Origin of the sequence: Agrobacterium cavarae (assembly GCF_004310285.1) — a bacterium.
Classification (GTDB): domain Bacteria; phylum Pseudomonadota; class Alphaproteobacteria; order Rhizobiales; family Rhizobiaceae; genus Agrobacterium; species Agrobacterium cavarae.
The window spans coordinates 229,827-254,961 of sequence record NZ_SISF01000033.1 but is presented as its reverse complement, the minus strand read 5'-3'; the positions used below and the strand labels follow the sequence as shown (position 1 = coordinate 254,961).

Annotated in this window: 20 protein-coding genes; 8 read left to right on the top strand and 12 right to left on the bottom strand. The window is 59.2% G+C overall.

Annotation, left to right across the window (positions count from 1 at the left end; all coding sequences use genetic code 11):
• Positions 1-4 precede the first annotated feature (4 nt).
• From EYC79_RS19555 to EYC79_RS19515, 9 genes are all read right to left on the bottom strand, one after another.
• Positions 5-1,969: a methyl-accepting chemotaxis protein gene (locus EYC79_RS19555; RefSeq protein ID WP_130979219.1), complete on the bottom strand. Its 1,965-nt coding sequence runs from the start codon at positions 1,967-1,969 to the stop codon at positions 5-7.
• Positions 1,970-2,219: 250 nt separating this feature from the next.
• On the bottom strand, positions 2,220-3,527 hold the full coding sequence (gene guaD / locus EYC79_RS19550) for a guanine deaminase (RefSeq protein ID WP_130979217.1): 1,308 nt from the start codon (positions 3,525-3,527) through the stop codon (positions 2,220-2,222).
• Complete coding sequence (puuD, locus tag EYC79_RS19545; protein WP_062440127.1) at positions 3,524-4,771, bottom strand: urate hydroxylase PuuD; 1,248 nt, start codon at positions 4,769-4,771, stop codon at positions 3,524-3,526. Before puuD ends, guaD begins: the two co-directional genes overlap by 4 nt.
• A gap of 113 nt (positions 4,772-4,884) precedes the next feature.
• Positions 4,885-5,778, bottom strand: a complete 894-nt coding sequence (locus EYC79_RS19540) for a LysR substrate-binding domain-containing protein (protein WP_162686497.1) — start codon at positions 5,776-5,778, stop codon at positions 4,885-4,887.
• 243 nt (positions 5,779-6,021) lie between these two features.
• Entirely contained in the window at positions 6,022-6,849 is an 828-nt protein-coding gene (gene xdhC / locus EYC79_RS19535) for a xanthine dehydrogenase accessory protein XdhC (RefSeq protein WP_130979215.1), read from the bottom strand.
• 9 nt (positions 6,850-6,858) lie between these two features.
• On the bottom strand, positions 6,859-7,605 hold the full coding sequence (locus tag EYC79_RS19530; protein ID WP_245495322.1) for a class I SAM-dependent DNA methyltransferase: 747 nt from the start codon (positions 7,603-7,605) through the stop codon (positions 6,859-6,861).
• A 6-nt stretch (positions 7,606-7,611) separates the two neighbouring features.
• Positions 7,612-9,951 carry a xanthine dehydrogenase molybdopterin binding subunit gene (gene xdhB, locus EYC79_RS19525; RefSeq protein ID WP_165457080.1) on the bottom strand — a complete coding sequence of 780 codons (2,340 nt, stop codon included), beginning with the start codon at positions 9,949-9,951 and terminating at the stop codon, positions 7,612-7,614.
• Between the two features lie 185 nt (positions 9,952-10,136).
• A complete protein-coding gene (gene xdhA, locus EYC79_RS19520) occupies positions 10,137-11,603 on the bottom strand; it encodes a xanthine dehydrogenase small subunit (protein WP_130979213.1) in 1,467 nt (488 codons plus the stop codon).
• 60 nt (positions 11,604-11,663) lie between these two features.
• A complete protein-coding gene (locus tag EYC79_RS19515; RefSeq protein ID WP_130979211.1) occupies positions 11,664-12,440 on the bottom strand; it encodes a 3-hydroxybutyrate dehydrogenase in 777 nt (258 codons plus the stop codon).
• A 155-nt stretch (positions 12,441-12,595) separates the two neighbouring features.
• On the opposite strand from EYC79_RS19515, the gene glpK reads away from it, so the two are divergent.
• From glpK to sbmA, 4 genes are all read left to right on the top strand, one after another.
• Positions 12,596-14,089, top strand: a complete 1,494-nt coding sequence (gene glpK, locus EYC79_RS19510) for a glycerol kinase GlpK (RefSeq protein WP_130979209.1) — start codon at positions 12,596-12,598, stop codon at positions 14,087-14,089.
• A 141-nt stretch (positions 14,090-14,230) separates the two neighbouring features.
• Positions 14,231-15,292 (top strand): LLM class flavin-dependent oxidoreductase, encoded by a 1,062-nt coding sequence (locus EYC79_RS19505; protein ID WP_130979207.1) that lies wholly within the window; start codon positions 14,231-14,233, stop codon positions 15,290-15,292.
• Positions 15,293-15,347: 55 nt separating this feature from the next.
• A complete protein-coding gene (gene map, locus EYC79_RS19500) occupies positions 15,348-16,100 on the top strand; it encodes a type I methionyl aminopeptidase (RefSeq protein WP_062426321.1) in 753 nt (250 codons plus the stop codon).
• A gap of 184 nt (positions 16,101-16,284) precedes the next feature.
• Entirely contained in the window at positions 16,285-17,559 is a 1,275-nt protein-coding gene (gene sbmA, locus EYC79_RS19495) for a peptide antibiotic transporter SbmA (RefSeq protein WP_130979205.1), read from the top strand.
• A gap of 161 nt (positions 17,560-17,720) precedes the next feature.
• Here sbmA and EYC79_RS19490 read toward each other — a convergent pair whose 3' ends face one another.
• Entirely contained in the window at positions 17,721-18,713 is a 993-nt protein-coding gene (locus EYC79_RS19490; RefSeq protein ID WP_130979203.1) for a polysaccharide deacetylase family protein, read from the bottom strand.
• Positions 18,714-19,012: 299 nt separating this feature from the next.
• Here EYC79_RS19490 and EYC79_RS19485 point away from each other — a divergent pair, with 299 nt between their 5' ends.
• The 4 genes from EYC79_RS19485 to EYC79_RS19470 all read left to right on the top strand — a co-directional run bounded on the left by EYC79_RS19485 (position 19,013) and on the right by EYC79_RS19470 (position 22,762).
• Positions 19,013-19,597, top strand: a complete 585-nt coding sequence (locus EYC79_RS19485; RefSeq protein ID WP_130979201.1) for an NnrU family protein — start codon at positions 19,013-19,015, stop codon at positions 19,595-19,597.
• Positions 19,598-19,755: 158 nt separating this feature from the next.
• The gene (locus tag EYC79_RS19480; protein WP_062426325.1) at positions 19,756-20,427 is read left to right on the top strand and encodes a tetratricopeptide repeat protein; all 672 of its coding nucleotides are present in this window, start codon (positions 19,756-19,758) and stop codon (positions 20,425-20,427) included.
• 127 nt (positions 20,428-20,554) lie between these two features.
• Positions 20,555-21,979 (top strand): ribosome biogenesis GTPase Der, encoded by a 1,425-nt coding sequence (der, locus tag EYC79_RS19475; protein ID WP_130979199.1) that lies wholly within the window; start codon positions 20,555-20,557, stop codon positions 21,977-21,979.
• A 174-nt stretch (positions 21,980-22,153) separates the two neighbouring features.
• A complete protein-coding gene (locus tag EYC79_RS19470) occupies positions 22,154-22,762 on the top strand; it encodes a DUF2026 family protein (protein WP_062598732.1) in 609 nt (202 codons plus the stop codon).
• Positions 22,763-22,956: 194 nt separating this feature from the next.
• Here EYC79_RS19470 and EYC79_RS19465 read toward each other — a convergent pair whose 3' ends face one another.
• Together EYC79_RS19465 and EYC79_RS19460 are read right to left on the bottom strand one after the other, a co-directional pair.
• The gene (locus EYC79_RS19465; protein WP_130979197.1) at positions 22,957-24,006 is read right to left on the bottom strand and encodes a bifunctional monoglucosyl/glucuronosyl diacylglycerol synthase; all 1,050 of its coding nucleotides are present in this window, start codon (positions 24,004-24,006) and stop codon (positions 22,957-22,959) included.
• Positions 24,007-24,202: 196 nt separating this feature from the next.
• The gene (locus EYC79_RS19460; protein ID WP_165457079.1) at positions 24,203-25,120 is read right to left on the bottom strand and encodes a sugar kinase; all 918 of its coding nucleotides are present in this window, start codon (positions 25,118-25,120) and stop codon (positions 24,203-24,205) included.
• Between the last annotated feature and the right edge of the window lie 15 nt (positions 25,121-25,135).

Genomic DNA, 25,135 nt, shown 5'->3' with positions numbered 1-25,135 from the left:
TGTCTTAAAACTCTTCCCAGCTGGCGGAAGCGGCTGTTGCGGCTGCAGCACCGCCGCCGAACGCGCTTGCGACCTTACGACCAAGGGCATGTGCAGGGGAGGCGGCAGGCTTGGAGGCGCTTGTGGCGGCTTTGGGTGTGCCTGCTACCGGTGCTGCCGTGCTGCGGTTCCAAGCAGCCGTTTCACCAAGATTGAAGCGAGACAGCAACTGGTTCAGCGATGCCGCTTCCTTGGCAAGGCTGTGGCTGGCTGCGGTCGTCTGCTCGACCATCGCCGCGTTCTGCTGCGTTCCCTGATCCATCGAGTTGACGGCCGTGTTGATCTCCTGGAGACCGGTCGACTGTTCGCGCGAGGATTCGACGATCGCATTGACGTGACGGTTGATCTCCTGGACTTCACCGACGATGACTTCAAGCGCGCGGCCAGTTTCGTCGACGAGTTCCACGCCTGAGCGAACATGCGTTCCGGAATTGGTAATGAGTTCCTTGATTTCCTTAGCGGCCTTTGCCGAGCGCTGCGCCAGTTCACGCACTTCCTGGGCAACGACCGCGAAACCCTTGCCGGCTTCACCCGCGCGTGCCGCCTCGACGCCTGCATTCAGCGCTAGGAGGTTCGTCTGGAAGGCGATCTCGTCGATGACGGAGATGATGTTGGTAATCTCTCCCGATGAGCGCTCGATCTCCTGCATGGCGGTGACGGCCTTGCGGACGACATCGCCGGATCTTTCGGCGCCGTGACGCGCCTTGTCCACCAGCTTGCCGACTTCTTCCGCACGTCTGCTGGAGTCTTTCACCGTTGTCGTGATTTCTTCCAAAGCGGCGGCGGTCTCTTCGACGGAAGCTGCCTGCTGTTCGGTACGCTTGGAAAGATCGTCTGCCGCGGCACGGATTTCATTGGCTCCGGCATCGATGCCCCGGGCGTTTTGTCCGACGGCCCGCAGCGCATCGTTCAGGTTTCCGACAGAGCTGTTGAAGTTGGTGCGCAGCGTATCGAGATGAGAGACGAACGGCGTATCGATCCGGTTGGCAACGTCGCCTGCTGCCAGCTTGTTCAGCGCGGTTGCCAGTTGATCGACGGCGAACTGAATGTCCGCCACGTCTTTGGCCTTCTGTGCCTCACGTTCTGCGCGTTCCTTTTCCGTCAGGCTGAGATTGGCTGCGGCTTCTTTCTCCATCCGCATCTTGTCGAGCGCATTGTCGCGGAAGACGGAAACGGCCTTGGCCATCTGGCCGACTTCGTCGTGGCGTTCCTGGCCCTCAACGGGTGCTTGCGTTTCACCATCGGCCAGCGAAATCATGCGCTGGCGCAGATTTGCGATCGGGGTCGTTATGCCTCTTGCGGCAACAATCAGCGATGCGATGATGCCGATGGCGAATGCTAAGCCGGCAAGGGAAAGCGACCAGAAGATCGTGACATCCGTCTCTGCGCTAAGAGCTTTGCTTCTCGTTGCTACCTCATTCAATTCCTGTGTCAGGAATTTAGATGCCTCGTCAGCCAGCGGGATGAGCAAGTCATCAGCTTTCGCCAGCTCTGCTTTTGCTTGCGCATCTTGATCCGCGGCACCCAGTTTGACCGCTTGGTCGGTAATGGCAACGACGGCTTTCGCCTGAGCAGTGATTGCATCGATGGCAGCCTGCTCCCCTGGCAGCCCTTCGCGCGCGGCTGCGAGCCGGTCGAATATTTTCGTTTTGCTCTCATTGTAGAAAGCAATGGCCTTCTGCATGCCAGCACTATCCCGATCGTAAACGAGAATCTGGTAGGCGGCATAGGCAGTGGCCGTCAGGTTTCTGTTCGCACGGGCCATCGCGGTTGCCCCTGTGGTGTCCTTCGAAATAAAGGTTGAGTAGGTGTTGTCGGCGAGCTTGTAATTGTAGGACATGTAGAGCGTGGCGCTCATTCCAACAGCGCACAGAGGCAGCACAAGAGACAACACTTTTGTGCGAATGCTGGCATTCTTCAGAAATGACATAGATCTTCCGTTCCGATCAAAAATGCCTGTACGACGCAGGGGCAGCACTTTTGGAACCGGGAACCCGGTGCCACTGCAGGGATTAAGGCAGATAGACTCTCCACATGACAAAGGGTCCTAGCCATCATGGCGACCATTCTTTGTCTGTCACAACGTAAGACAATATAGTTTAAATGAAGTGAATAATTATAAGCATTGATTAATATTAATGAATAATTATGCAACTATTAGTATTATGTCTATTTTTTACTTACTGCGCAGCTTTTGACGCGCTGCCTGCCACATAGGTCTCAACGACAGTTCTGTCGTCACCCATCGTCAACATCAGGAACAGTTCTTCCGTCAACGATGTGACCACTTCCATCTTCAGTGCCATGGCGGGCGTGGAGGAGGCATTGAGGACGGTGATGTCGGCATCGGTCCCGGCATCGAGTGTGCCGATCCTGTCCACCATGGACAGGGCTTCAGCATTGCCGCGGGTCATCAGATACCAGCTTTCCAGCGGGTTCAGCCGCTCTCCGAGCAATTGCTGGATCTTGTAGGCCTCATCCATCGTGCGCAGCATGGAGTAGCTGGAGCCGCCGCCAATATCGGTCGCGACCGCGATGCGCACCGGCTTCTCACGCCGTTGCAGCTTCTTCATCGGGAAAAGACCGGAGCCGATAAAGAGGTTGGAGGTTGGGCAGTGGACGGCGACAGCGCCCGTCTCCGACAGAACGTCTGCTTCGCGATCGGACAGATGAATGGCATGGCCAAGCAGCGTCTTGTTGCCCATCAGGCCGTAGCGAACATAGATGTCAGTGTAGTCGATCGCTTCAGGGTAGAGTTCGCACGTATATTTGATCTCGTCGAGATTTTCCGAGAGATGCGTCTGGATGAAGAGATCCGGAAACTCCTGCGCCAAGGCCTGGGCAGCTTCCATCTGCTTCGGCGTGGAGGTGATGGCAAAGCGCGGGGTGATGGCGACATGGTTGCGGCCCTTGCCATGCCAGTCGGCAATCACCTGGCGCGTCTCGTCATAGCCGAGTTCGGGGGTATCGAGCAGCCCTTGTGGCGCATTACGGTCCATCATCACCTTGCCGCCGACCATCAGCATGTTGCGCTTGAGGGCTTCGGCAAAGAAGGCATCGGCAGACGTCTTGTGGACGGAACAATAGGCGACCGCCGTGGTGGTACCGTGGCGGATCAGCTCATCGTAGAAATGCGTTGCGATACGCTGAGCATGCGCGCTTTCGACAAAACGGCACTCTTCCGGGAACGTATAGGTGTTCAGCCATTCCAGAAGGTTTGCGGCATAGGAGCCGATCACCTGCATTTGCGGGAAATGCAGATGCATGTCGATAAGGCCCGGCACGATGAGGTGAGGGCGGTGATCCTTCTCCGTCACGTCTTCGGACGCCTTGGCGCGAATATCGGTATACTCGCCGATCGCTGCGATCTTTCCCTCGGAGACCAGCAATCCGCCATCCTCGATATAGAGATAGCTTGCGGTGTCGTCGATGGAGAGGGGGGCGCGCTTGAAGCTCAAAAGGCGTCCGCGCAGCAGCAGCATGCTCATTCAGTCTTTCCTTCAGAAACGGCGCTTTCATACCATGCGGTCAGCACCTTGCGTTCCTGTGGCGTGATCGCCGTGATGTTGCCGGGGGGCATGGCATGGGAGCGGCCCGCCTGTAAATAGATTTCCCGCGCATGGGCGGCAATTTGGGCATCGGTCTCGAGCTTCACAGCCTTCGGCGTAAAGGGAACGCCCTCCCACACCGGTTCGGCGGCATGGCACATGGAACAGCGACCCTGGACCACGTCACGAGCGCTGGCGAAATGCGCGTCTGTGAGGAAGATCTGCTGGGCAGGCGATAGTTTTGCCGCAGCGGCCTCCTGTTCGCCTGTCAGTACCTTCGGCACGGTGGAGAGCCACATGATGAGGATGAAAATGATGGCGGTGACGAGCCAAGTCCATGTCGGCTTGCCCTTGCGGGCATGGGTGGTGTTGAACCAGTGACGGATCGTCACGCCCATGAGGAAGACCAGCGCTGCAATGACCCAGTTGAACTGCGTGGCGAAGGCCAGCGGATAATGGTTCGACAGCATGAAGAAGATGACGGGCAGCGTCAGATAGTTGTTGTGAAGCGAACGCTGCTTGGCGATGCGGCCATATTTCGGGTCGGGCGTGCGCCCCGCGATCAGGTCTGCGACGACGATCTTCTGGTTGGGGATGATGATGAAGAAGACGTTGGCCGACATAATGGTGGCGGTGAAAGCGCCAAGATGCAGGAAGGCGGCGCGGCCGGTAAAGACCTGCGTATAGCCCCAGGCCATCGCAACCAGCGCCACATAAAGCACGATCATCAGGCCCCAGGTATTGTTGCCGAGCGGCGATTTGCAGAGGAAATCATAAAACAGCCAACCGACGGCAAGCGAGGCGAGCGACAGGCCGATCGCCTGCAGCTGCGTGAGCTCCAGCACCGAATGGTCGATGAGGAAGAGATCGGCGCCGCCGTAATAGACGATACAGAGCATGGCAAAGCCGGAGAGCCAGGTGGCGTAGCTTTCCCATTTGAACCAGGTGAGATGTTCCGGCATCTGTGCGGGTGCGACCAGGTATTTCTGGATGTGATAGAAGCCGCCGCCATGCACCTGCCACTCCTCGCCATAAGCGCCCGGTGGCATGTTCGGGCGTTTCACCAGCCCGAGATCGAGCGCGATGAAGTAGAAGGAAGAGCCGATCCAGGCGATGGCGGTGATCACGTGCAGCCAGCGGACGGCAAAGGCCATCCATTCCCACGCAATGGCGTATTCGTACATTCTGTTCCCCTGTCTTTGCATCGCACAATGCGAAAAATCGTTGTGCGATGGAAGAGGCAATGCGGTGTTTTGCGCAGGAATGTCGTGCGGTTTAGGCAGGTCATTTGCCTCCCTCAAACAGCGTCGGCAAATTCCGAGAGGATCCAGTCCCTGAAGATCTTGATCTTCGGCACATTGCGGCGGCTTTCCGGATAGACCAGCCAGTAGTCGTGCCCGTCATTGCAGACGAGGTCGAAGGGCTGGATCAGTCGCCCGGCGGCCATATCCTCGGCAAAATGGGTGGGGTTGACGATGGCGACGCCATGTCCTGCCATGGCTGCCGCGGCTTCGAGATACTGAAAGCCGAAGCTGCTGCCGGTACGGCTGTCGAGATCGGTGTCCGGCACGCCGGCTTCGCGGAACCAGTGCTTCCACCACCGGTCCTGCGGGCTGATGATCGTCAGCTTCAGGAGGTCGGCTGGCTCTTTCAAGCCACCCATCTTTTCCACCAGCAGCGGACTAACGACGGGCGCAAAATCCAGGCGCATGATACGGTGACAGATCAGCCCCGGCCAGTCGCCTTTGCCCCAGCGAATGCCGACATCGATGTTTTCACGCAAGAGATCGATGATCTCGTTGCTGAGTGCAAGGTGAACGGCCGTCTTGGGATTGGCCTCCTGAAAACTGCCGAGCCGCCGTGCAAGCCATTGCTGAGCAAAGGTGGGCGTCGCGGAGATCGTCAGCACATCGGAGACGCTCTTCCTCGTATCGGCAACGGCTGCTTCCAGCATGGTCAAGGCTTCGGATGTCTGTCGCGCCAGCTTCTCCGCCGCCGAGGTGAGCGTGACCTGCCTTGGCCGACGGACGAACAGAGTCGCCCCGACATAATCCTCCAAGAGCTTGATCTGGTAGCTGACCGCCGTCTGCGTCATGCCAAGCTCGTCACCCGCCTTGGTGAAGCTCAAATGCCGTGCCGCGCTTTCGAAGACGCGAAGCGCATTCAGAGGAAAGTTTCTCGACATCTTCATGGATAAGCTCTCTTTATTCATGCTGTCCAATGTTTCATTGGTTATCAGCGGCAAAATCAAGCAAATTCTCCTCACAGCATCAAACCACCTGAGGAGACAGAACGATGGGTGCCACGGCGTTAAACGTCTGGCTGCGCATATTCGCGTGGCTATGGAACACGGACTGGTTTGGGGAGGGTCACACGCCGTCGAACACGCTCCACGATGAGGAGTTGAGCGACCACCTGAAGCGCGATCTCGGCTTCAGCGAAGGGCGGAACCGGATTGGACCTGAGCCCGTGCAGCAAAGTGCTGAATTGCGTGAAGCACTTCGGACGTTACCAAGGCCGCTATGATGGCGGGGCGTTTGTCTTTGACTAGCGTGCCGCCGATGGGCAGCACGAGATTGTCGAGCGTGCCGACATGCCCCTCACGCGCGACCCAGTTGGCGAAGGTGGCGCGCTTGGTCTTCGATCCGATCATGCCGATATAGGCGAGGTCGTCCCGACCAAGTGCTTCCTTGGCAATCATAAAATCCAGCGCGTGATCATGGGTGACGATGATCGCCGCGCCGCCTGCGGGAATGTTGCTTACCATCGCTTCCGGCATCGCCGTCAGATGCGTCGAAACGGTGCCGGGGACGCCGATCAGCTCCTCACGGCGGGTCTCAAAGACTGAGACTTTGAGGGGCAAAAGCGACAGGCTGTTTGCCAGTGCCTTGCCCACATGGCCGGCACCGAAGATGAAGACGGAGGGTTGCTGATCCTCGGCCTTTCGCATGCGCGTAATCAGCGCGTCCGCGACCGCTTCCGTCACCTTGGTAAAGCGCAGAAGGGTTCGTCCGCCGCAGCATTGGCCAATTTCCGGGCCGAGCGGAATGTCCAGGACGTCTATCTCCGTCCTGCCGTCCAGTATGGCACGGGCGTGATCGATCGCCATATATTCGAACTGCCCACCGCCGATCGTCTCCCAGATGCGGGTGGCCGACACCAGCATGCAGGTGCCAGCCTCGCGCGGTGACGAGCCCTTGACGGCTTCGATCTCTACGAGGATCGCAGGCCCTTCGGAGAGGAGAGTCTGGAAATCTGTCATTGGCGGCGCTCAAGCAGCATGTGTTGCGGTGAAGATCATATACCTCGAATAAGCGGCATCAAAATCTTGACGTTGCCAGCCGCCGACAATGCTGCTCACCCGAAGGCCCGCGTCGCCCAAGCCACGGACAATTTCATCCTTGCTGTGAAAGCGGATCGCGCTTCGAGTCTTGAAGGTTTTGTCGCTAAACTCATAGTCAAACTCGAAATGCATGACGGGTCCGGCCATGCGGACGAAACGTCGTTTCTGTTTGACGATCGCGTCATCCACTCTCAACGTGATGTCGTATTCCCATTGCGATGACCAATCGATATTCGGGTTCCGAACCTCGAAGGCGATGCTGCCCTCACGGTCGAGATGGTATCGCATCGTATCGAAACAAGCACGCATCGATGCCGAGTCCTTGAGAGCCATCATCGCGTTGCCGGTCATAACGATAAGGTCATAGCGCTCGTCGCTACGGAAACCTTCAGCGTCGGCTTCGACCCACTCAACCGATGCAGCGTTCGGCTTTTCTCGCGCGACATCTAACATCGCACCCGCCGGGTCAATCGCGGTGACGCGATGGCCGCGCGCTGCGTAGGCATCGGCTAAGAGACCCGTGCCGCATCCGATATCCAGAATGCGGCATTGCTCTCTTGTGGGGAGACGAAGATAAAAATCACGATCCTCTGACCAGCCGCTATCCAGATCATACAACCGGGCCAGATCGCGGTCGAGGTAATGCTGATCGAGCGTCGAAACAGCCCTCTCCACTTTCCGTCACACCTTCTTCAACCGCTCCACCGCCATCAGCACGCGCTCCGGCGTTGCCGGGGCATCGAGGCGTGGGCAGACCTTGTAGTCGGCGACCGAGGCAACGGCCATGGAAAGTGCTTCCAGCACCGAATTGGCGAGCATGAAGGGCGGTTCGCCAACGGCCTTGGAGCGACCGATGGTGGGTTCGGCGTTTTCGGACCATTCCGCCAGCTTGACGTTGAAGATCTTCGGACGGTCAGAGGCGAGCGGAATCTTATAGGTGGAGGGCGCATGGGTGCGCAGCCGTCCCTTGCCATCCCACCACAGTTCTTCCGTCGTCAGCCAGCCCATGCCCTGGACGAAACCGCCTTCGATCTGGCCGATGTCGATCGCCGGGTTCAGCGACTTGCCGACATCGTGGAGAATATCGGTGCGCTCCATCATGTACTCGCCGGTCAGCGTATCGATGGTGACTTCCGAGCAGGAGGCGCCATAGGCAAAGTAGTAGAATGGCGTGCCGCGTCCGGCGGCGCGATCCCAGTGGATTTTCGGGGTCTTGTAAAAGCCTGCGGCAGAGAGCTGCACGCGGGCGAAATAGGCCTGCCGAACGAGATCGTTGAAAGCGATTTCTTCTGCGCCGATGCGGATGCGGTTTGGCAGGAAGGCGATATCCTGTTCCGTGACATTCCATTTTTCGGCGGCGAACTTGATCAGCCGCTCCTTGATCTGTCGGGCCGCATCAAGCGCTGCCATACCGTTGAGATCGGTGCCGGAGGAGGCGGCAGTCGCCGAGGTGTTCGGCACCTTGCCGGTCGTGGTGGCGGTGATCTTGACCCGGCTGATATCGACCTGGAACGTATCGGCAATGACCTGCGCGACCTTGGTGTAAAGACCCTGGCCCATTTCCGTGCCGCCATGGTTCAGGTGGATGGAGCCGTCATTATAGACATGCACCAGCGCACCCGCCTGGTTGAAGGCGGTCATGGTGAAGGAGATGCCGAATTTCACCGGTGTCAGAGCAATGCCCTTGCGCAGGATCGGACTTGTGCGGTTGAACGCGACGATCGCCTCACGGCGCGCGCGGTAATCGCTGGAGGTCTCCAACTCCTCCACCACGCGGGCAATGATGTTGTCTTCCACTTCCTGGTGATAGGGCGTGGTGGTGCGGCCAGAACCGGTCTCGCCATAGAAGTTCAGCTTGCGGATATCGAGCGGGTCCTTGCCAACCGCATAGGCGATTTCCTCGATGAAGCGCTCGGCACCCAGCATGCCCTGCGGGCCACCGAAGCCACGGAAAGCGGTATTGGAAACCGTGTGGGTTTTCAAGGGCTTGGAAGAAAGCTTTACATGCGGGTAGAAGTAGCTCGAATCCGCATGAAACAGCGCGCGATCGGTGACCGGGCCGGAAAGATCGGACGAGAAGCCGCAACGGGCGGCATAGGTCGCATCGACTGCGTGAATGCGACCCTCGTCATCGAAGCCCAGTTCGTAATCGACGCGGAAATCGTGACGCTTGCCGGTGGCGACCATGTCTTCATCGCGGTCCGGGCGGATTTTGACAGCACGCTTCAGCTTCTTGGCAGCAATCGCGCAGAGTGCGGCAAACTGGTTGCCCTGCGTCTCCTTGCCGCCGAAGCCGCCGCCCATGCGCCGAACCTGCACGGTGACGGCGTTGGAGGGCACCTGTAGAATATGGCTGACGATATGCTGGATTTCGCTTGGGTGCTGGGTGGAACTCCACACCGTCACCTCGTCATCCTCGCCGGGCACTGCCATGGCGATATGGCCTTCGAGATAGAAATGCTCCTGTCCGCCGATGCGCATGGTACCGGTCAGGCGACGCGGTGCGACATCCATCTCCACATCCGCATCACCGCGTTGTAGCACCATCCCGGGGGTAACGAGTGGCTCGCCATTTTCAAGCGAAGCGTCGATATCGGTGAAGTGCGGCAGATCCTTGTAAGTGATCTTCGCCTTGCGCGCCGCATGGCGGGCAATCTCGCGGGTCTCGGCAAAGACGGCAAAGATCGGCTGGCCGTGGAATTGCACCAGTTTCTCCGCCAGCAGCGGCTCGTCATGGCGCCCGCCGGAGGAGACATCGTTTTCGCCCGGCACATCCTTGCCGGTCATCACCCAGATGACGCCGTGGGTGGCTTCGACCTCGGAGAGATCCATCGATACGATTTCGGCATGGGCGCGGTCCGACAGGCCAAGCGCGCCGTGGATCAGGCCTGCGGGTTCTGGAATGTCGTCGATATATTCGGCACTTCCGGTGACATGCTTATGCGCTGAATCATGGCGCAGCGATCCATGCATCTTGCCATCGACATCGTTCTTGGCGCGTTCGAATGTGGTGGTGTCCATGTGTCAGACCTCTCTTCTCGCTGGAGAGGTAAAGGGTTTCCCTACGCCCTCATTCCTGTGCTCGTTACAGGAATCCAGCCAAGGCGCGTCTGCGCCGCATAAAACTCTTTCGCGCCCAAGGACTTGGGCGCACTGGATTCCTGTGACAAGCACAGGAATGAGGGAGGAATGATCCAAGCTCCCCATCACGCCATCTCCTCAAAACGCTGCAACTCCTGCTTCTTTCCCGATGTCTCCAGGAAGAAACGGGTCAGCAGGTTCTTTGCCGTCAGCTGACGATACTGCGCGGTGGCGCGCCAGTCGGTCAGCGGCCGGAAATCCGCGTCGATCGTATCGCGCGCGGCATCGATGGTGTCCTGCGTCCAGGCCTTGCCCTTCAGCGCCTCTTCCAGAGCCTTCGCCCGCTTCGGCGTGCCGGCCATGCCGCCAAAGGCGATGCGGATATCCTGCACGATGCCGTCTTCGCCAAGGGTCAGATGATAGGCGGCGCAGAGTGCCGAGATGTCCTCGTCGCGACGTTTGGAGATCTTGTAGATGGCGAAGTGGCTGTCATTTGTTGGCAAGGGCACCTCGATCTTCTCGACGAATTCGCCGGGAAGCCGGTCCTGCTTGCCGTACTCGATGAAGAAAGTTTCGAGCGGCATCGAGCGGCTGCCGGAGGACGAGCGCAGCGTCAGCACAGCACCGAGCGCAATGAGCGGCGGGGGCGTATCGCCGATGGGCGAGCCGTTGGCGATGTTGCCGCCGATCGTTCCCATATTGCGCACCTGCTGTCCGCCGAGGCGATCGATCAGCCGACCGAAAGCCCGGATGTTGTCTGCAAGCGTGTCGAAGGCCTGGGCGTAAGTCACGCCAGCGCCAATCGAAATCCTACCGTCAGCAACCGAGATCGACTGCAGCTCGCTCAGGTGATTGATGAAGATGACGGTCTTAAGCTCCCGCATCTGCTTGGTGACCCAAAGACCCACATCCGTCGATCCGGCAACGATGGTCGCCTTCGGCTCTGCGGCATAGGCATTGGCAAGCTCGGTGAGATTGCCCGGAATGATGGTGCGATGGCCGTCCTTGGTGACGGTAATCGTGTCGGTCTGCTGAATGCCCCAGAGGCGCGACATGATGGTGGCGCGGTCGCTTTCGATCGGGTCGAACAGCGTGCTTGGCCTGGCAGCGGTCACGCTTTCGGCGGCTTTGACGATGGGCTCATAGCCGGTGCACCGACAGAGATTGCCTTGCAGCGCCTTTTCGATATCGGCGCGCGAGGGCTTGCTGCTGGACAGCCAGAGACCGTAAAGCGACATGACGAAGCCCGGCGTGCAAAAGCCGCATTGCGAGCCATGATAATCCACCATGGCCTGCTGAACCGGGTGGAGCGTACCGTCCTTGCCGGCCAGATGCTCCACCGTGACGATATGCGTGCCATGCAGCGAGCCTAAGAAACGGATGCAGGCATTGACGCTTTCATAGCGCAGCGAGCCTTCCAGGAGCCTGCCGATCAGCACGGTGCAGGCGCCACAGTCGCCCTCGGCACAGCCTTCCTTCGTGCCCGTCAGGCGTTTGCGCAGCCTCAGATAGTCGAGCAGGGTTTCCGTCGGCGCGAAGTCCGACAGAGTGATTGTCTCGTTATTGAGGATGAAGCTGATTGCGTCTTTCATGCACTGCCTTCGTCTTTGTTCCGGTTTCGGGTTCGGCCCGAATGAATTGTGGTGTTCGATCTACTGCGCGGTCCAGCCGCCGTCGATGGAAATATGCGTGCCGGTGATCTGCTTTGCCGCGTCACTTGCGAGAAAGAGCGCCGTTGCCGCCACATCTTCCACGGCCACGAATTCCTTGGTGGCCTGCAGGCGCAAGAGCACGTCGTTCTTGACCGCCTCTTCACTGATACCGCGGGCCTTGGCCGTATCCGGTATCTGTTTTTCCACCAGCGATGTCAGCACATAGCCTGGGCAGATGGCATTCACGGTGATGCCGGTTTCGGCCAGCTCCAGTGCTGCGGATTTCGTCAGGCCCATGATACCATGTTTTGCCGCAACATAGGCAGATTTGAATGGCGAGGCGACAAGTCCGTGGGCCGACGCAATGTTGATGATGCGTCCTTTGCCGGCAGCCTTCATCAGCGGGATGACAGCGCGCATGGTGTGAAAGGCGCTTGTCAGATTGATGGCGATGATGCGGTCCCACTCTTCCGGCGGAAACTCGTCTACTGGTGCCACATGCTGGACGCCCGCATTGTTGACCAGCACATCCACCGAGCCGAGCTTCTCCTGCGTGGTTTTGACGAGATCGAAAATCTCGTCCGGCTTTGTCATGTCGGCGGGGTGATAGAGCACGCGCGTGCCGCTTTCCGCCTCCATCAACAGCCTGTTGCTTTCGATGTCGTCGGGATCGCCGAAGCCGTTCAGCATGACGTTGCAGCCATTATTTGCGAAGGCTTGCGCGATGCCCAAGCCAATTCCGCTGGTCGAGCCCGTAACGATCACTGTCCTTAGCATGCGTTCCCCTTTTTTCGACGTCGATGCAAGACTTTACAGCACGTTATGCTCAAACCGGGGGAACTGGCAATTGGATTCGAAACCGACGCCGCTGTGGCTTGACTTTGTCTGTTGAGCATATTGTGGTGCGCGCGACTGATTTCAGGGAGGAATGAATGGGCGGCTACGTTATCGCCATTGACCAGGGCACCACGTCCACGCGCGCGATCATCTTCGATGAGTCCATGAAGGTAGCCGGGACAGGCCAGAAGGAGTTCCGGCAGATTTTCCCGAATTCCGGTTGGGTGGAGCACGACCCGGAGGAAATCTGGGAAACGGTCGTCTGGTCGATCAAGGAGGCTCTCAAGAAAGCCAATCTTGAGGCATCTGACATTGCCGCCATCGGCATCACCAACCAGCGTGAGACGACGCTGATCTGGGATCGCGAAACCGGTAAGCCGTTGCACAATGCCATCGTCTGGCAGGACAGGCGCACGAGCAAGCTTTGCGACAAGCTGAAGAAGGCCGGACATGAGAAGGTCTTCGCCAAGCGCACCGGTCTGCTGCTCGACCCGTACTTCTCCGGTACCAAGCTGTCCTGGCTGCTCTCCAATGTGAAGGGCGCGCGCAAGAGGGCGGAGAAGGGCGAGCTTTGCTTCGGCACGGTCGATACCTTCCTCATCTGGCGGCTGACGGGCGGCAAGTCTTTCGTGACCGACGCCACCAATGCCTCGCGCACGCTGATGTTCAACATCGAGAAGAATGTCTGGGACAAGGAACTCCTCGACATTCTCGACGTGCCGAAATCCGTCCTGCCGGAAGTTCTGGATTGCGCCGCGGACTTCGGCATTGCCGATGCTGACCTGTTCGGCGCGGAAATTCCGATCCTGGGTGTCGCCGGAGATCAGCACGCTGCCGTCATCGGCCAGGCCTGCTTCTCTCCCGGCATGCTGAAATCCACCTATGGAACGGGCTGCTTTGCGCTTTTGAACACGGGCGAGGACATCGTTCGCTCCAAAAACCGGCTGCTGACGACGATCGCCTACCGCCTGGACGGCAAGTCCTATTACGCGCTGGAAGGCTCGATCTTTGTTGCCGGTGCTGCGGTTCAGTGGCTGCGCGACGGGCTGAAGATGATCGGCTCCGCACCGGAAACCGGAGCGCTCGCCGACAAGGCTGACGATGCACAGGAAGTCTATCTCGTGCCCGCCTTTGTCGGTCTCGGCGCGCCTTGGTGGGATGCCGAAGCACGCGGCGCAATGTTCGGCCTGACGCGCGGCACCGGCCCCGCCGAATTTGCCCGCGCCGCACTGGAGGCCGTCTGCTACCAGACTGGCGATCTGCTGGATGCCATGCACAAGGACTGGAAGAACGACGATTGCGATATCGTCCTTCGCGTCGATGGCGGCATGGTTGCTTCCGATTGGACGATGCAGCGCCTCTCAGACCTGATCGATGCGCCTGTCGACCGTCCGGTGATCCTCGAAACCACCGCACTTGGTGCCGCATGGCTTGCGGGCAGCCGGGCAGGGGTGTGGCCGGACATGAAGGCCTTTGCCGAAACCTGGGCGCGCGACCGCCGCTTCGAGCCGAAGATGGATGACGAGGTGCGCACGCGGAAACTCAAAGGCTGGAAGAATGCGGTGCGCCGGACGCTCAGCAACCTTTGAGCACTGCTCCATCCATCGAGAAAATCGAAGTTTCCGGTTCAGATTTTGAATTTGCGCCGGGAACCTTCGATGTCTATCTGAGGGCATGAGCGTAGCCAGTTTTTGCAAGCGAGCGCTCCGGACAAAGCGAGGAGCGCACCCATGGAACTTGGTCTTTACACCTTTGCCGATGTCAATCCGAACCCGGCCGATGGTCGTGGCCCGGAAGGTGTGCGTCGCCTGAAGAACCTTTTGGAAGAGATCGAGCTTGCCGATCAGGTGGGGCTTGATGTCTACGGCCTGGGGGAGCATCATCGGCCTGATTACGTCGTATCATCGCCTTCGACCGTGCTCGCGGCTGCGGCGGTCAAGACGAAGACCATCCGGCTTTCCAGTGCCGTTTCGGTTCTGAGCTCCGATGATCCGATCCGCGTCTTCCAGCAGTTCGCCACCGTCGATCTGTTGTCGAATGGGCGCGCCGAGATCATGGCGGGGCGCGGCTCCTTCATCGAGTCCTATCCGCTCTTCGGTTACAATCTCGAGGACTATGACGATCTCTTCGCCGAAAAGCTCGACCTGCTTCTGGCAGTGAGAGACCGCGAAATCGTCACCTGGTCCGGTGAAAAGCGCGCGCCGATCAATGGGCGCGGTGTCTATCCCCGTCCGTTGCAAGAGGCTCTGCCCGTATGGATCGCGGTTGGCGGTACGCCGCAATCGGTGGCGCGAGCCGGTGCCATGGGTCTGCCGGTGGCGCTTGCCATCATCGGTGGCGAATATCGCCGCTTCGCGCCGCTCTTCGATCTCTACCGGGAAGCCGCGCGCCGAGCAGGTCAGCCACTCGAAAAACAGAAGACCAGCATTAATGTTCACGGCTTCATCGCCGACACCACCGACAAGGCGGCCGACCAGTTCTATGGCCCGCAGGCGGAGGTGATGAACCGGATTGGCCGTGAGCGCGGCTGGGGTCCGACCAGCCGGGCGCATTACGATATGGCGCGAAGTGCGGAGGGCAATCTCTTCCTCGGTGAGCCGGAACTGGTGGCGGAAAAGATCATCAAGGCGCATGGCGTCTTCAAGAATGATCGCTTCCTGTTGCAGATGGCAATCGGTCTGATGCCGCATGATCAGATCATGCGCGGGATCGAGCTTTACGGCACGAAAGTCGCCCCAATCGTCAGAAAAGAATTGACTGGCAGTGCCGATAGGGCGAAAGCGACGGCATGATCGGGCGCCTTTTGGCGCCCTTTGCCGAAGACATTGCGCAGGATATGGACGCAGAATGGTTATCTCGACGGAAGAAGAGCTCGAAAAGCTGAAGGATGTTGGCCGGATTTGCGCCCTTGCGATGCAGACCATGGCCGACGCGCTTGAGCCGGGGATCACCACCGCCGAACTCGACGCCATCGGTCGCAATATCCTGGAAAGCAATGGTGCGCAGTCGGCACCGGAATTCTGCTACCAGTTTCCGGGCGCCACCTGCATCAGCGTCAACGAGGAAGTGGCCCACGGCATTCCAGGCCCGCGCATCATCAAGGCGGGCGATCTCGTCAATATCGATGTGTCGGCGGTGAAGGATGGCTTCTTTGGCGATACCGGCTCTTCCTACGCCGTGCCGCCGGTGAAAAAGGATATCGAACGCCTTTGCCGCGATGGAAAACGCGCGCTTTGGACCGGGTTGCAGCAGGTGAAAGCGGGCAGGCCGCTTGCCGATATCGGCAATTCCATCGGCGCCTTTGCCAAGAAGAACCGCTACACGCTGATCACCAATCTCGCCAGTCACGGCATCGGCCGCTCGCTGCACGAGGAGCCGAAAGAGCTTGCCACCTGGCCGGACAAGGACGAAACCCGGATCATGACCGACGGGCTGGTCTTCACTGTCGAGCCATTTCTCTCCACGGGTGCCTATTGGGCCGAAGATGGCGATGACGACCCTTGGACGCTGTTCAGCGACCCGAGCGCGCCCACCGTGCAGTTCGAGCACACCGTCATCGCCACCAAAAACGGCCCGCTGATCCTGACGCTTGCCGAGTAAGACGGCCGCTCTTGCACGGCTTCGATGTAATGCGGCTGTCGTGTTGCAGCCGCCATCGCCGGTTTTGGCTTACATCTTCGTAACTTAGCGTTTGCTGCATTGCGTCGGCGAAGTGTCTGGCCTAATTTCTCCCAAAATCTGCTTCGCCAATAATGGCTGATCTCAAGCTCGCGAGAGTTCGAACGTGTTTCATTCCTTCTTTCCCAAACCCAAGCTGTTTTTTACCTCTGCCATTGTTTGGTCCTTGCTCATGATAGGCCTCTGGTATGCAGGCGGGAGAAACTGGGGTGCGGCACTCGGCATGCCTTCAGCAACACCTGGAGAGCCGCCGATCACGGGCGTATCGATTTTCTGGTCCCCGCCATTCCTCTGGTTTTATATCTATTACACCGCTGCCGTGCTTGTGTTTGCGGGCTTCTGGTTCACTTACAGCCCACATCGCTGGCAGATGTGGTCCGTTCTCGGCTCTGCCCTCATTGTCTTTGCGACCTATTTCTCCGTGCAAGTCAGCGTGGCGATGAACGCATGGTACGGCCCCTATTATGACCTCATCCAGCAAGCGCTTGCCAAGACCGCGCCGGTGACTGCCGAGCAGCTTTATCTCGGCCTCGTCGGCGTTTCAGGCATCCTGTTTTTTGCGATCACTGTCGGCGTGCTCAATCTCTTCTTCGTCAGCCACTATATCTTCCGTTGGCGCACGGCGATGAACGACTTCTATATGGCAAACTGGGATAGGCTTCGTCACATCGAAGGCGCTTCGCAGCGTGTTCAGGAAGACACGATGCGCTTCTCCTCGACCGTCGAGGGGTTGGGTGTCGGTTTCGTCAGGGCCATCATGACCCTGATCGCGTTCCTCCCCGTCCTCTTCACCTTCTCCGAAACCATCAACGAGTTGCCGATTATCGGTTACGTCCCGCATGCTCTGGTGTGGGCGGCGATCTTGTGGTCGCTCTTCGGAACGGGCTTTCTTGCACTTGTGGGTATCAAGCTACCCGGCCTTGAATTCCGCAATCAGCGCGTGGAAGCGGCCTATCGTAAGGAGCTGGTCTATGGTGAAGACCACGCAGATCGTGCTCAGCCGCCGACTGTGCAGGAGCTGTTTTCGAATGTCCGGAAGAACTATTTCCGGCTCTATTTTCATTACATGTATTTCAACGTTGCCCGCATTTTCTATCTGCAGGCTGACAACATCTACAGCTTGATCGTTCTCATTCCATCAATCGCAGCAGGCAAGGTGACGCTTGGCGTGTTCACGCAGATCGGCAACGTGTTCGATCAGGTGCGCGGATCGTTCCAGTATCTCATCAATTCCTGGACGACGATCGTCGAATTGATGTCGATCTACAAACGTCTGAAAGCGTTTGAGGCTGCTATCTACGACCAACCGCTACCGGAGATCGATCAGCGCTATTTGAAGCGTGAAGCGGAAGAGGGCGAGTTGGCGGCGGACAAGCCGTAAAGCTCGAAGCGTTCAACTCTGACACCCACCCCCGGCATCGAGCCGGGGTCCAGCCGGAGGATTCGTGCTGGCCCGCTTCCGGCTGGGGCCGGAATGATGGTCAATTGAAAGCCGTTGACTGAAAATGAGACTGCGTCGCTGCGCCTGCAGCACTTGCTCTCTCACCCTTGCGACTTTTCCTTACGCCGCGCGTCGATCATCGGCATCGCCTCTTCATAGCTGACGCAGGCGACATCGTCCTTCTTGCAGACTTCGCGCAGCAGGCGCTCATAGGCGTTCCAATAGGCGCCGCCATTCATCTTGACGAAATGGAAGCCGAGTTGGAGGGGGATGCGTTCGCCCTCATATTGTTTGTCGAAGGCGGCGCGGAAGGCCTTGTAGGCGCGCTCTTCGAATTCGGCGGACTTTGCGGGCGTCTCGATTGCCATGGAATGGCGGACGAAGAGGTTGTAGTCCATGGCGATGATCGGCCGGTCGCCCGGTCCTTCCGGGATCAACGGCAGGCCGAAATGTTCGATGCCATCCTTGCGCACGGGCCATGCCGGCCCTTTCGTGATGCTGGTGGCGTCGAAGACGAAGCCGTGTTTTTTCTGCGCGGCGGTGAGTGCATCGCCTTGCGACAGGTAGGGCGCCCGAAAGCCGTTGATGCCGCGCACGAAATCGTGCCAGCCCTGCGGCTCCTCGTCCTTCTTGCCGATCGCAGCCCAGGCGTTTTCAAGCGTGCTGGTAAAGGTGGTGAATTCTGCGTCCCATTGATCCGCAGTCCAGTTGCCACCATCGAAGTGGCCGCAGGTGTGGTTGGCGATTTCATGACCTTCCTGGCGGGCCTCCCATATGTGGTGCAGGCGCGTTGCCACTTCTTCCACCGACTGGCCGAAGCCGACATTGGAGCGGCCGAGTTTCTGGCCCGGCCCCTGATAGCTCTTGGCGCTGGTCTTGCGGTCCATCACCAGCGTGCAGGCAAGAAAATAGGTGAAATGCGCGCCGACTTCCTTGGCGGTTGTGCGGCTTCTGGCCCACAGCGCATTGTCGCCTGCGCCATCGAAGGACACCAGTACAAGCTGCTTTGGCTTTGCCGCACCTTCGACAGCCTGCGCATAGGCTTGCGGCGCGCAGGCGAGAGACAGGGTGATGAGGGCAAGCGAACGCAACATGAGGGAACCACGCGGAATTTTCAAAAGCGGCCTTTTGAGCTTGGAATAAGGCGAAGCTTTGATTTGACTGGCTTTTTCCAGGGGTTATACCAAAGATCACCGATGCTGATCCCTTCGATAGCCCGGAAATCGGCCGCCGGGGGCGTCGAAATCCTCGACCGATGAAAAAGCATCGCTCTGCGGTTTCTCCTACCCGGGCGACCGTTTCCAGGCTATCCAAGGGGTCAGCATCAGTGATCTTTGGTATTCGCCATAACTCATTGTCAAAAGATTATCTTCCCCCGCGTAAGGACGCCACCATGCTTCTGCTCGTCGTCTCTCTCATCCTGTTCTTCGCCGCCCATTCTCTCAGGCTTTTTGCGCCGGGGCTTCGTGCGCGTCTGATCGATAGTATGGGCGAAAAGCCCTTCAAGGGTGTCTATTCGCTCGTCAGCATTCTCACCATCGTCTTCATTGCCTATGCCTTCAATGAAGCGCGGCAGGTGACGGGCATGCTTTACTATCCGCCGGTCTGGATGGCCCATATCGCGGTCACGCTGATGCTCATTGCGATGATCTGTCTTGTGGCAAGTGCCCTGCCGGCTGGGCACATCGCAACGAAGACCAAGCATCCGCTGATCCTTTCGGTGAAGATCTGGGCTTTTTCTCACCTGCTTGCCAATGGCGAGACCTCCTCCGTCATCCTCTTTGCCTCCTTCCTCGCCTGGGGCGTGGTGATGCGGATTGTCCTCAAGCGCCGCGCACGCGCTGGCGAAAATCTCACTCGTCCCTTCGTTTCGGCGCGCTACGATGCGATCGCGGTTCTTCTTGGCGTGGTGCTGTGGGCTGCATTCATCTGGAAGCTGCACGAATGGTTGATCGGCGTCCAACCGATTGCGATGTAGGAAACTGACGTTTCCCCCTTACATCTCAGGGAAAATAGGCTAGAAGGCCCACCAATAAATGTGGTTGGCCTTTTTGCGGCTTGCCGCATCCAGATTGCCTTGGCATGTCCGCAGACCGATCGGCTTTTTGCCATTCGGTGCGGGTAACGGAGAATTCGATGGCGAACGAGAATGACAGCTTCATCCGCGAAGTGAACGAGCAGATCCGCTCAGAAAAATTGAGCAACTTCTGGGGTCGTTACGGCGCGGTCGTGATTGGCGCTGCCGTTTTGATCGTGCTCGCTTCCGCGGGCGCCGGCATTTACGAGTATTGGAGCAACAGCCGGGCTTCGGCGTCTGGCGACCAGTTCTCCAACGCGTTGAAGCTTGCCTCCGAGGGCAAGAATGACGAAGCGTTGAAGGCACTGACGGAACTGGAAAGCGCCGGCCACGGCGAGTACCCGATCCTCGCCAAGTTCCGCGCTGCAACGCTTCTGGCGCAGAAGGGCGATGCCGCTGGCGCTATCGCAGCCTTTACCGCGATTGGCAACGACTCCAGCGCGCCGCAGATTTTCCGGGACATGGCCAAGGTGCGCGCAGCGTTTCTTCTGATTGACAACGGCACGTATGAGCAGGTCTCGGCAGAGGTAGAAGCGCTGTCCAGCGATGGCCAGCCGCTACGCAACTCCGCCCGCGAAGCGCTTGGTCTTGCCGCTTATAAGGCCGGCAATCTTGCCCAGGCAAAGCAGTGGTTCGAACTCATCACCGGTGATTCCCAGGCGCCGCGCAATGTGGCGAACCGGGCGCAGGTCCTGCTCGATAATATTGCCGCATCCGGCAAGGCAGCGTAAATTCTCATTTCCTGCAGCGACGGGCGGTCATAAGGATCGCCGCGGACTGCATCGGTTTTCTGTTGAAGGCGTCGGACCGGAGCCCATTGGGTTTCCGGTCCGACGCTATAGAAGTTAGGGCACTATCATGACCTTCACCGTCGCCATCGTCGGACGTCCGAATGTCGGCAAATCCACGCTTTTCAACCGTCTGGTTGGCAAGAAGCTGGCGCTTGTGGATGACACGCCAGGCGTGACCCGCGACCGTCGTCCAGGCGACGCCAAGCTCGTGGATCTGCGTTTCACCATCATCGATACCGCGGGTCTCGAGCAATCCGCACCGGAGACGCTGCAGGGTCGCATGTGGGCGCAGACGGAAGAGGCGATCGAGGAAGCCGATCTGACGCTTTTCGTCGTCGACGCCAAATACGGCCTGACACCGGCTGACCAGACGCTCGGCGAAATGCTGCGCCGTCGCGGCAAGCCGGTCGTGCTGGTTGCCAACAAGTCAGAAGCTCGTGGCTCTGATGGCGGTTTCTATGATGCCTATACGCTTGGTCTTGGCGAGCCATGCCCGATTTCTGCAGAGCACGGGCAGGGCATGATCGATCTGCGCGATGCCATCGTTGCCGCGATCGGGGAAGATGTCGCCTTCCCGCCGGAAGACGATTTCGAAGAGGCTGAAACCGACGTCGTGCTTTCCGCTGAAGAGGAAGAAGACGAGGATTACGAGCCCGCCTATGACGACACCAAGCCGTTGCGCGTTGCGATCATCGGTCGCCCGAATGCCGGCAAGTCGACGCTGATCAACCGCTTTCTCGGTGAAGATCGCCTTCTGACCGGTCCGGAAGCCGGTATTACGCGCGACAGTATCTCGGTCGAATGGGATTGGCGCGGCCGCACGATCAAGATGTTCGACACGGCTGGCATGCGTCGCAAGGCGAAGGTGACCGAGAAGCTGGAGAAGCTTTCGGTGGCGGATTCGCTGCGCTCCATCCGTTTCGCCGAAACCGTCGTCATCGTCTTCGATTCCACCATTCCTTTCGAGAAGCAGGATCTGCAGCTCGTCGATCTGGTTATCCGCGAAGGCCGCGCTGCGGTGCTCGCTTTCAACAAGTGGGATCTGGTCGAGGATGCACAGGCGTTTCTCGCTGATCTGCGCGAGAAGACCGAGCGCCTTCTGCCGCAGGCGCGCGGCATTCGTGCCGTTCCGATTTCCGGTCAGACGGGCTACGGCCTCGACCGGCTGATGCAGAGCATCATCGACACCGACAAGGTGTGGAACCGCCGTATCTCCACCGCCAAGCTCAATCGCTGGCTGGATATGCAGGTGACGCAGCATCCGCCACCGGCCGTGTCGGGCCGTCGTCTGCGCCTGAAATACATGACGCAGGTCAAAGCACGGCCACCGGCCTTCATGATCTCCTGCACACGGCCCGAGGCCATTCCGGAATCCTACACGCGCTATCTGGTGAACGGTCTGCGCAAGGATTTCGACATGCCGGGCGTGCCGATCCGGGTGCATTATCGCGGGTCGGACAATCCCTTCGAGCACAAGGCGAAGAAGCGGTAGTCAGGGGGGGGCTCGCTGAGGGGCGCCTCTACACTCCGTGATCATTGGGCTTGACCCGAGGACACACACGCATCCGGAACCAATGGATCCTCGGGTCAGGCCCGAGGATGATGGCGGAGGGGAGCGTAGCGCACCCCATCAAGCTGCCCATGCACTTACTTCAGGTCAAACATCATGCTGATCAAGCAGAGCGACTATCATCGCATCTATCGCGTCATCAACAGCCTGCTTCTCAACGAGAACGCCGATCCCGCCACGGCATCGATGTATTTCAGCACATTTGGTGCCTTCATTCTGGAGCACCACTACAAGGTGAAGGCGAAGCCGAAGGGTGGGCTGGCAGCTTATAATCTTGGCGGCACGATGCTGCTGTTTGCCGATCATCGCGAAGACGGCCATGTGACGGGTGCTGGCGAGAACTTCCATTGCTGGGTGGAGGCAGATGGCTGGGCGATCGATTTCATGGCGCCGGCTTTTCCGCAAGCGGCGCACGGCCTCTCGGTTCCGCCGAAGATGTTCCAAAAGCCTTTGTCATCCATGGCCTCTTCCATCAACGACCTGGCCCAGTCGGGCGACTTCTTCTTCAAGCATGAGGCAGAGGCCATGGCGCAGCGCTTTGCCGACTGGCGCAAACATGGGATGATCGGCGATCTCGCCTCCATCGCAGCCGGCTGGTTTCGCAAGTCTCCCAAGCAGATGCGAAGCGAGATTTCCGTCAACGACAGCAATGGCAAGAGCCGCACGATCCCGCTCGCAGGCAATATGCTGAACGGCGCTTGGTGATCTAAAGCATGCGCGCAGACGTGTACCGCGGTTTTGCGATAAGTGGACGGCCTGCGTAACCTCGCGGCAGCCGCCTGACGTCAATCAGCAGCCCGACCCCGTTCTAAAGATAACGGCAGTCGCGTCCTGACGCCTTCTGACAGCAATGGGCTCGTGCGTCCACTGAAAATGCAGGCTATTCGCCTATAATCCGTTCACATCGCGTGGGCGGCGCAGAAGCCGGGGAGGCGGCTTGCGGCAGCAGAGGTCACGTTGTCGAGAAACTGGCGGGACGCCTTTTCCCAGGAATAGTTGCGGGAAACGGCAAGGGCTGCTTCCGGGGAGCAATCGAGTGCGGCAAGGCAGGCCTTGCGCAAATCCGAGCTAAGCGCGCCCGCCTTCGGATGTCCGCCGAGAATATCAAGCGGGCCGGTCACCGGGAAGGCTGCGACCGGTACGCCGCTTGAGAGTGCTTCCAGAATGGTGTTGCCGAAGGTGTCTGTCTTGGAGGGGAAGACAAAGACGTCTGCCTGCGCATAGGCCTTTGCCAGCTCTTCGCCGGTCTTCACGCCGGTGAAGAGCACATCGGGATGTTTCTGCTGGAGCTCGGCGCGGGCAGGGCCGTCACCGACCACGACCTTGGAGCCCGGCAGATCGAGATCGAGAAACTCCGGCAGGTTCTTTTCCACCGAGACGCGGCCAATGGTCATGAAGATCGGGCGGGGGAGGCCGAAGGGGCGCTCTTCCTTTTGTCTGGGGCGGAAGAGCTTGGCGTCGATGCCGCGGCTCCAGCGTTTGAGGTTTTTCACGCCCTTGGATTGGAGTTCCGTCTCGAGGCTTGGTGTTGCCACCATACAGGCGCTGCCGCCATTGTGGAACCAGCGCACGAAGCCGTAGAGCCAGCTTTCCGGCACCGGGAAGCGTGCCGCCACATATTCGGGAAAGCGTGTGTGGTAGCTGGTGGAAAAGCCCATGCCATGCTTGATGCACCAGCGGCGCGCCATGAAGCCGAGCGGACCTTCCGTGGCAATATGCACATAGGATGGCTGGCTCTTCTCGATTTCCTTCGAAACCCGGCGATAGCTGGCGACGGAAAGGCGAATTTCCGGATAGGTGGGGCAGGGAATGGAGTGGAAGCTCTGCGGCGTCACCATCCGGACCTCGACGCCCATGCGCTCAAGCTCGACATTGGTGTTCTCGATCGAGCGCACCACGCCGTTGACCTGGGGATGCCATGCATCCGTGACGATGGTAATTCTGGTCATGCCGTGCCGACCCTCGCCGCTTGCGACTCTCCGGTGATCCACCGGCCTTCGCGTGTATGCGACAGGCGTGTTACAGCATCATGTCAGCGGATTTAACGCGGACAGTGAAGTTTGAGATTCGCTCCTCACGCTTCAAATCCTCGTCTTTTCGGATGTCGTTATCGCAAAACCGCTCCACGCGTTTGCGCGACGTCCTTCAGGCCTTCGGTAGCAGGTCCGGGCTGATCAGTGCGCCGTGGTGGCCGATGACGGTGGCGGCAGCCTTGGCGGCGAAAGTGGCCGCTTCTTCGGGTGTGCTGCCGGTGACGAAGCGAGACAGGAAGGCGCCGTTGAAGCTGTCTCCGGCACTTGTCGTATCCACCACCTTCACGGCCTGCTCGGCGGGCGCATGGCTGCGCTCACCACCGAAATCGAGCGTTGCGCCCTTGGCACCATCTTTCACCACGATATTGGCAACGCCGAGCGCGCGATAGCGCGCGATGGTCGCCTCCACATCCGTGTCACCAAAGTTACCAGCCTCGTCGTCGAAGCTTGGCATGACGAGCGTGGCAGCGCGCGCACCATTGGTGATCGTCTCCAGCATGATCTCGCGGTTGGCCCAAAGGCGCGGGCGGATATTGGGATCGAACACGACCTGCTTGCCGGAGGCCTTGGCGCGGCGCAGTTCGGCGAGGAAGGTATCGACCGCAATCGGGGTGGACAGAATGGCAAGGGTGATGCCGGAGAAATAGACGATGTCGGCCGCGTCGATAGTCTCGCGCAGATGATCGGCGTCAGCCGCCAGCTGGCGGGCGGCAGCGGCGCTGCGCCAATAGCTGAAGGTGCGCTCACCGTCTTTCAGATTGATGAGGTAGAGGCCAGGCGTGCCGCCCGAAATACGGGAAATGTGCTGCGTGCCGATGCCGGCGCCCTCGATGAAGGACAGCATCTCCTGCGACAGAGGATCGTCACCCAGCGTGGTGAAATAATCCACAGACCAGTCCTGCGGCAGGCAGGCGCGTGCATACCAGGCGGTGTTCAGCGTGTCACCGGCAAAGCCCTTGCGCAGCAGGCCGTCACCGGCTTGCGAAAGCTCCACCATGCATTCGCCGATCGAAAGAAACCGTCCACCCACTGCACTCTCCTCCTG

What these genes read in the sequence shown, in the direction of transcription:
- EYC79_RS19480 (WP_062426325.1), top strand. Translation starts at nt 19,756, where the DNA reads ATGGCGAACGAGAATGACAGCTTCATCCGCGAAGTGAACGAGCAGATC.
- EYC79_RS19485 (WP_130979201.1), top strand. Translation starts at nt 19,013, where the DNA reads ATGCTTCTGCTCGTCGTCTCTCTCATCCTGTTCTTCGCCGCCCATTCT.
- EYC79_RS19515 (WP_130979211.1), bottom strand. Translation starts at nt 12,440, where the DNA reads ATGCTAAGGACAGTGATCGTTACGGGCTCGACCAGCGGAATTGGCTTG.
- puuD (WP_062440127.1), bottom strand. Translation starts at nt 4,771, where the DNA reads ATGTACGAATACGCCATTGCGTGGGAATGGATGGCCTTTGCCGTCCGC.
- xdhC (WP_130979215.1), bottom strand. Translation starts at nt 6,849, where the DNA reads ATGACAGATTTCCAGACTCTCCTCTCCGAAGGGCCTGCGATCCTCGTA.
- xdhB (WP_165457080.1), bottom strand. Translation starts at nt 9,951, where the DNA reads ATGGACACCACCACATTCGAACGCGCCAAGAACGATGTCGATGGCAAG.
- glpK (WP_130979209.1), top strand. Translation starts at nt 12,596, where the DNA reads ATGGGCGGCTACGTTATCGCCATTGACCAGGGCACCACGTCCACGCGC.
- map (WP_062426321.1), top strand. Translation starts at nt 15,348, where the DNA reads ATGGTTATCTCGACGGAAGAAGAGCTCGAAAAGCTGAAGGATGTTGGC.
- EYC79_RS19555 (WP_130979219.1), bottom strand. Translation starts at nt 1,969, where the DNA reads ATGTCATTTCTGAAGAATGCCAGCATTCGCACAAAAGTGTTGTCTCTT.
- xdhA (WP_130979213.1), bottom strand. Translation starts at nt 11,603, where the DNA reads ATGAAAGACGCAATCAGCTTCATCCTCAATAACGAGACAATCACTCTG.
- EYC79_RS19490 (WP_130979203.1), bottom strand. Translation starts at nt 18,713, where the DNA reads ATGTTGCGTTCGCTTGCCCTCATCACCCTGTCTCTCGCCTGCGCGCCG.
- guaD (WP_130979217.1), bottom strand. Translation starts at nt 3,527, where the DNA reads ATGAGCATGCTGCTGCTGCGCGGACGCCTTTTGAGCTTCAAGCGCGCC.
- EYC79_RS19540 (WP_162686497.1), bottom strand. Translation starts at nt 5,778, where the DNA reads ATGAAGATGTCGAGAAACTTTCCTCTGAATGCGCTTCGCGTCTTCGAA.
- der (WP_130979199.1), top strand. Translation starts at nt 20,555, where the DNA reads ATGACCTTCACCGTCGCCATCGTCGGACGTCCGAATGTCGGCAAATCC.
- EYC79_RS19465 (WP_130979197.1), bottom strand. Translation starts at nt 24,006, where the DNA reads ATGACCAGAATTACCATCGTCACGGATGCATGGCATCCCCAGGTCAAC.
- EYC79_RS19470 (WP_062598732.1), top strand. Translation starts at nt 22,154, where the DNA reads ATGCTGATCAAGCAGAGCGACTATCATCGCATCTATCGCGTCATCAAC.
- EYC79_RS19505 (WP_130979207.1), top strand. Translation starts at nt 14,231, where the DNA reads ATGGAACTTGGTCTTTACACCTTTGCCGATGTCAATCCGAACCCGGCC.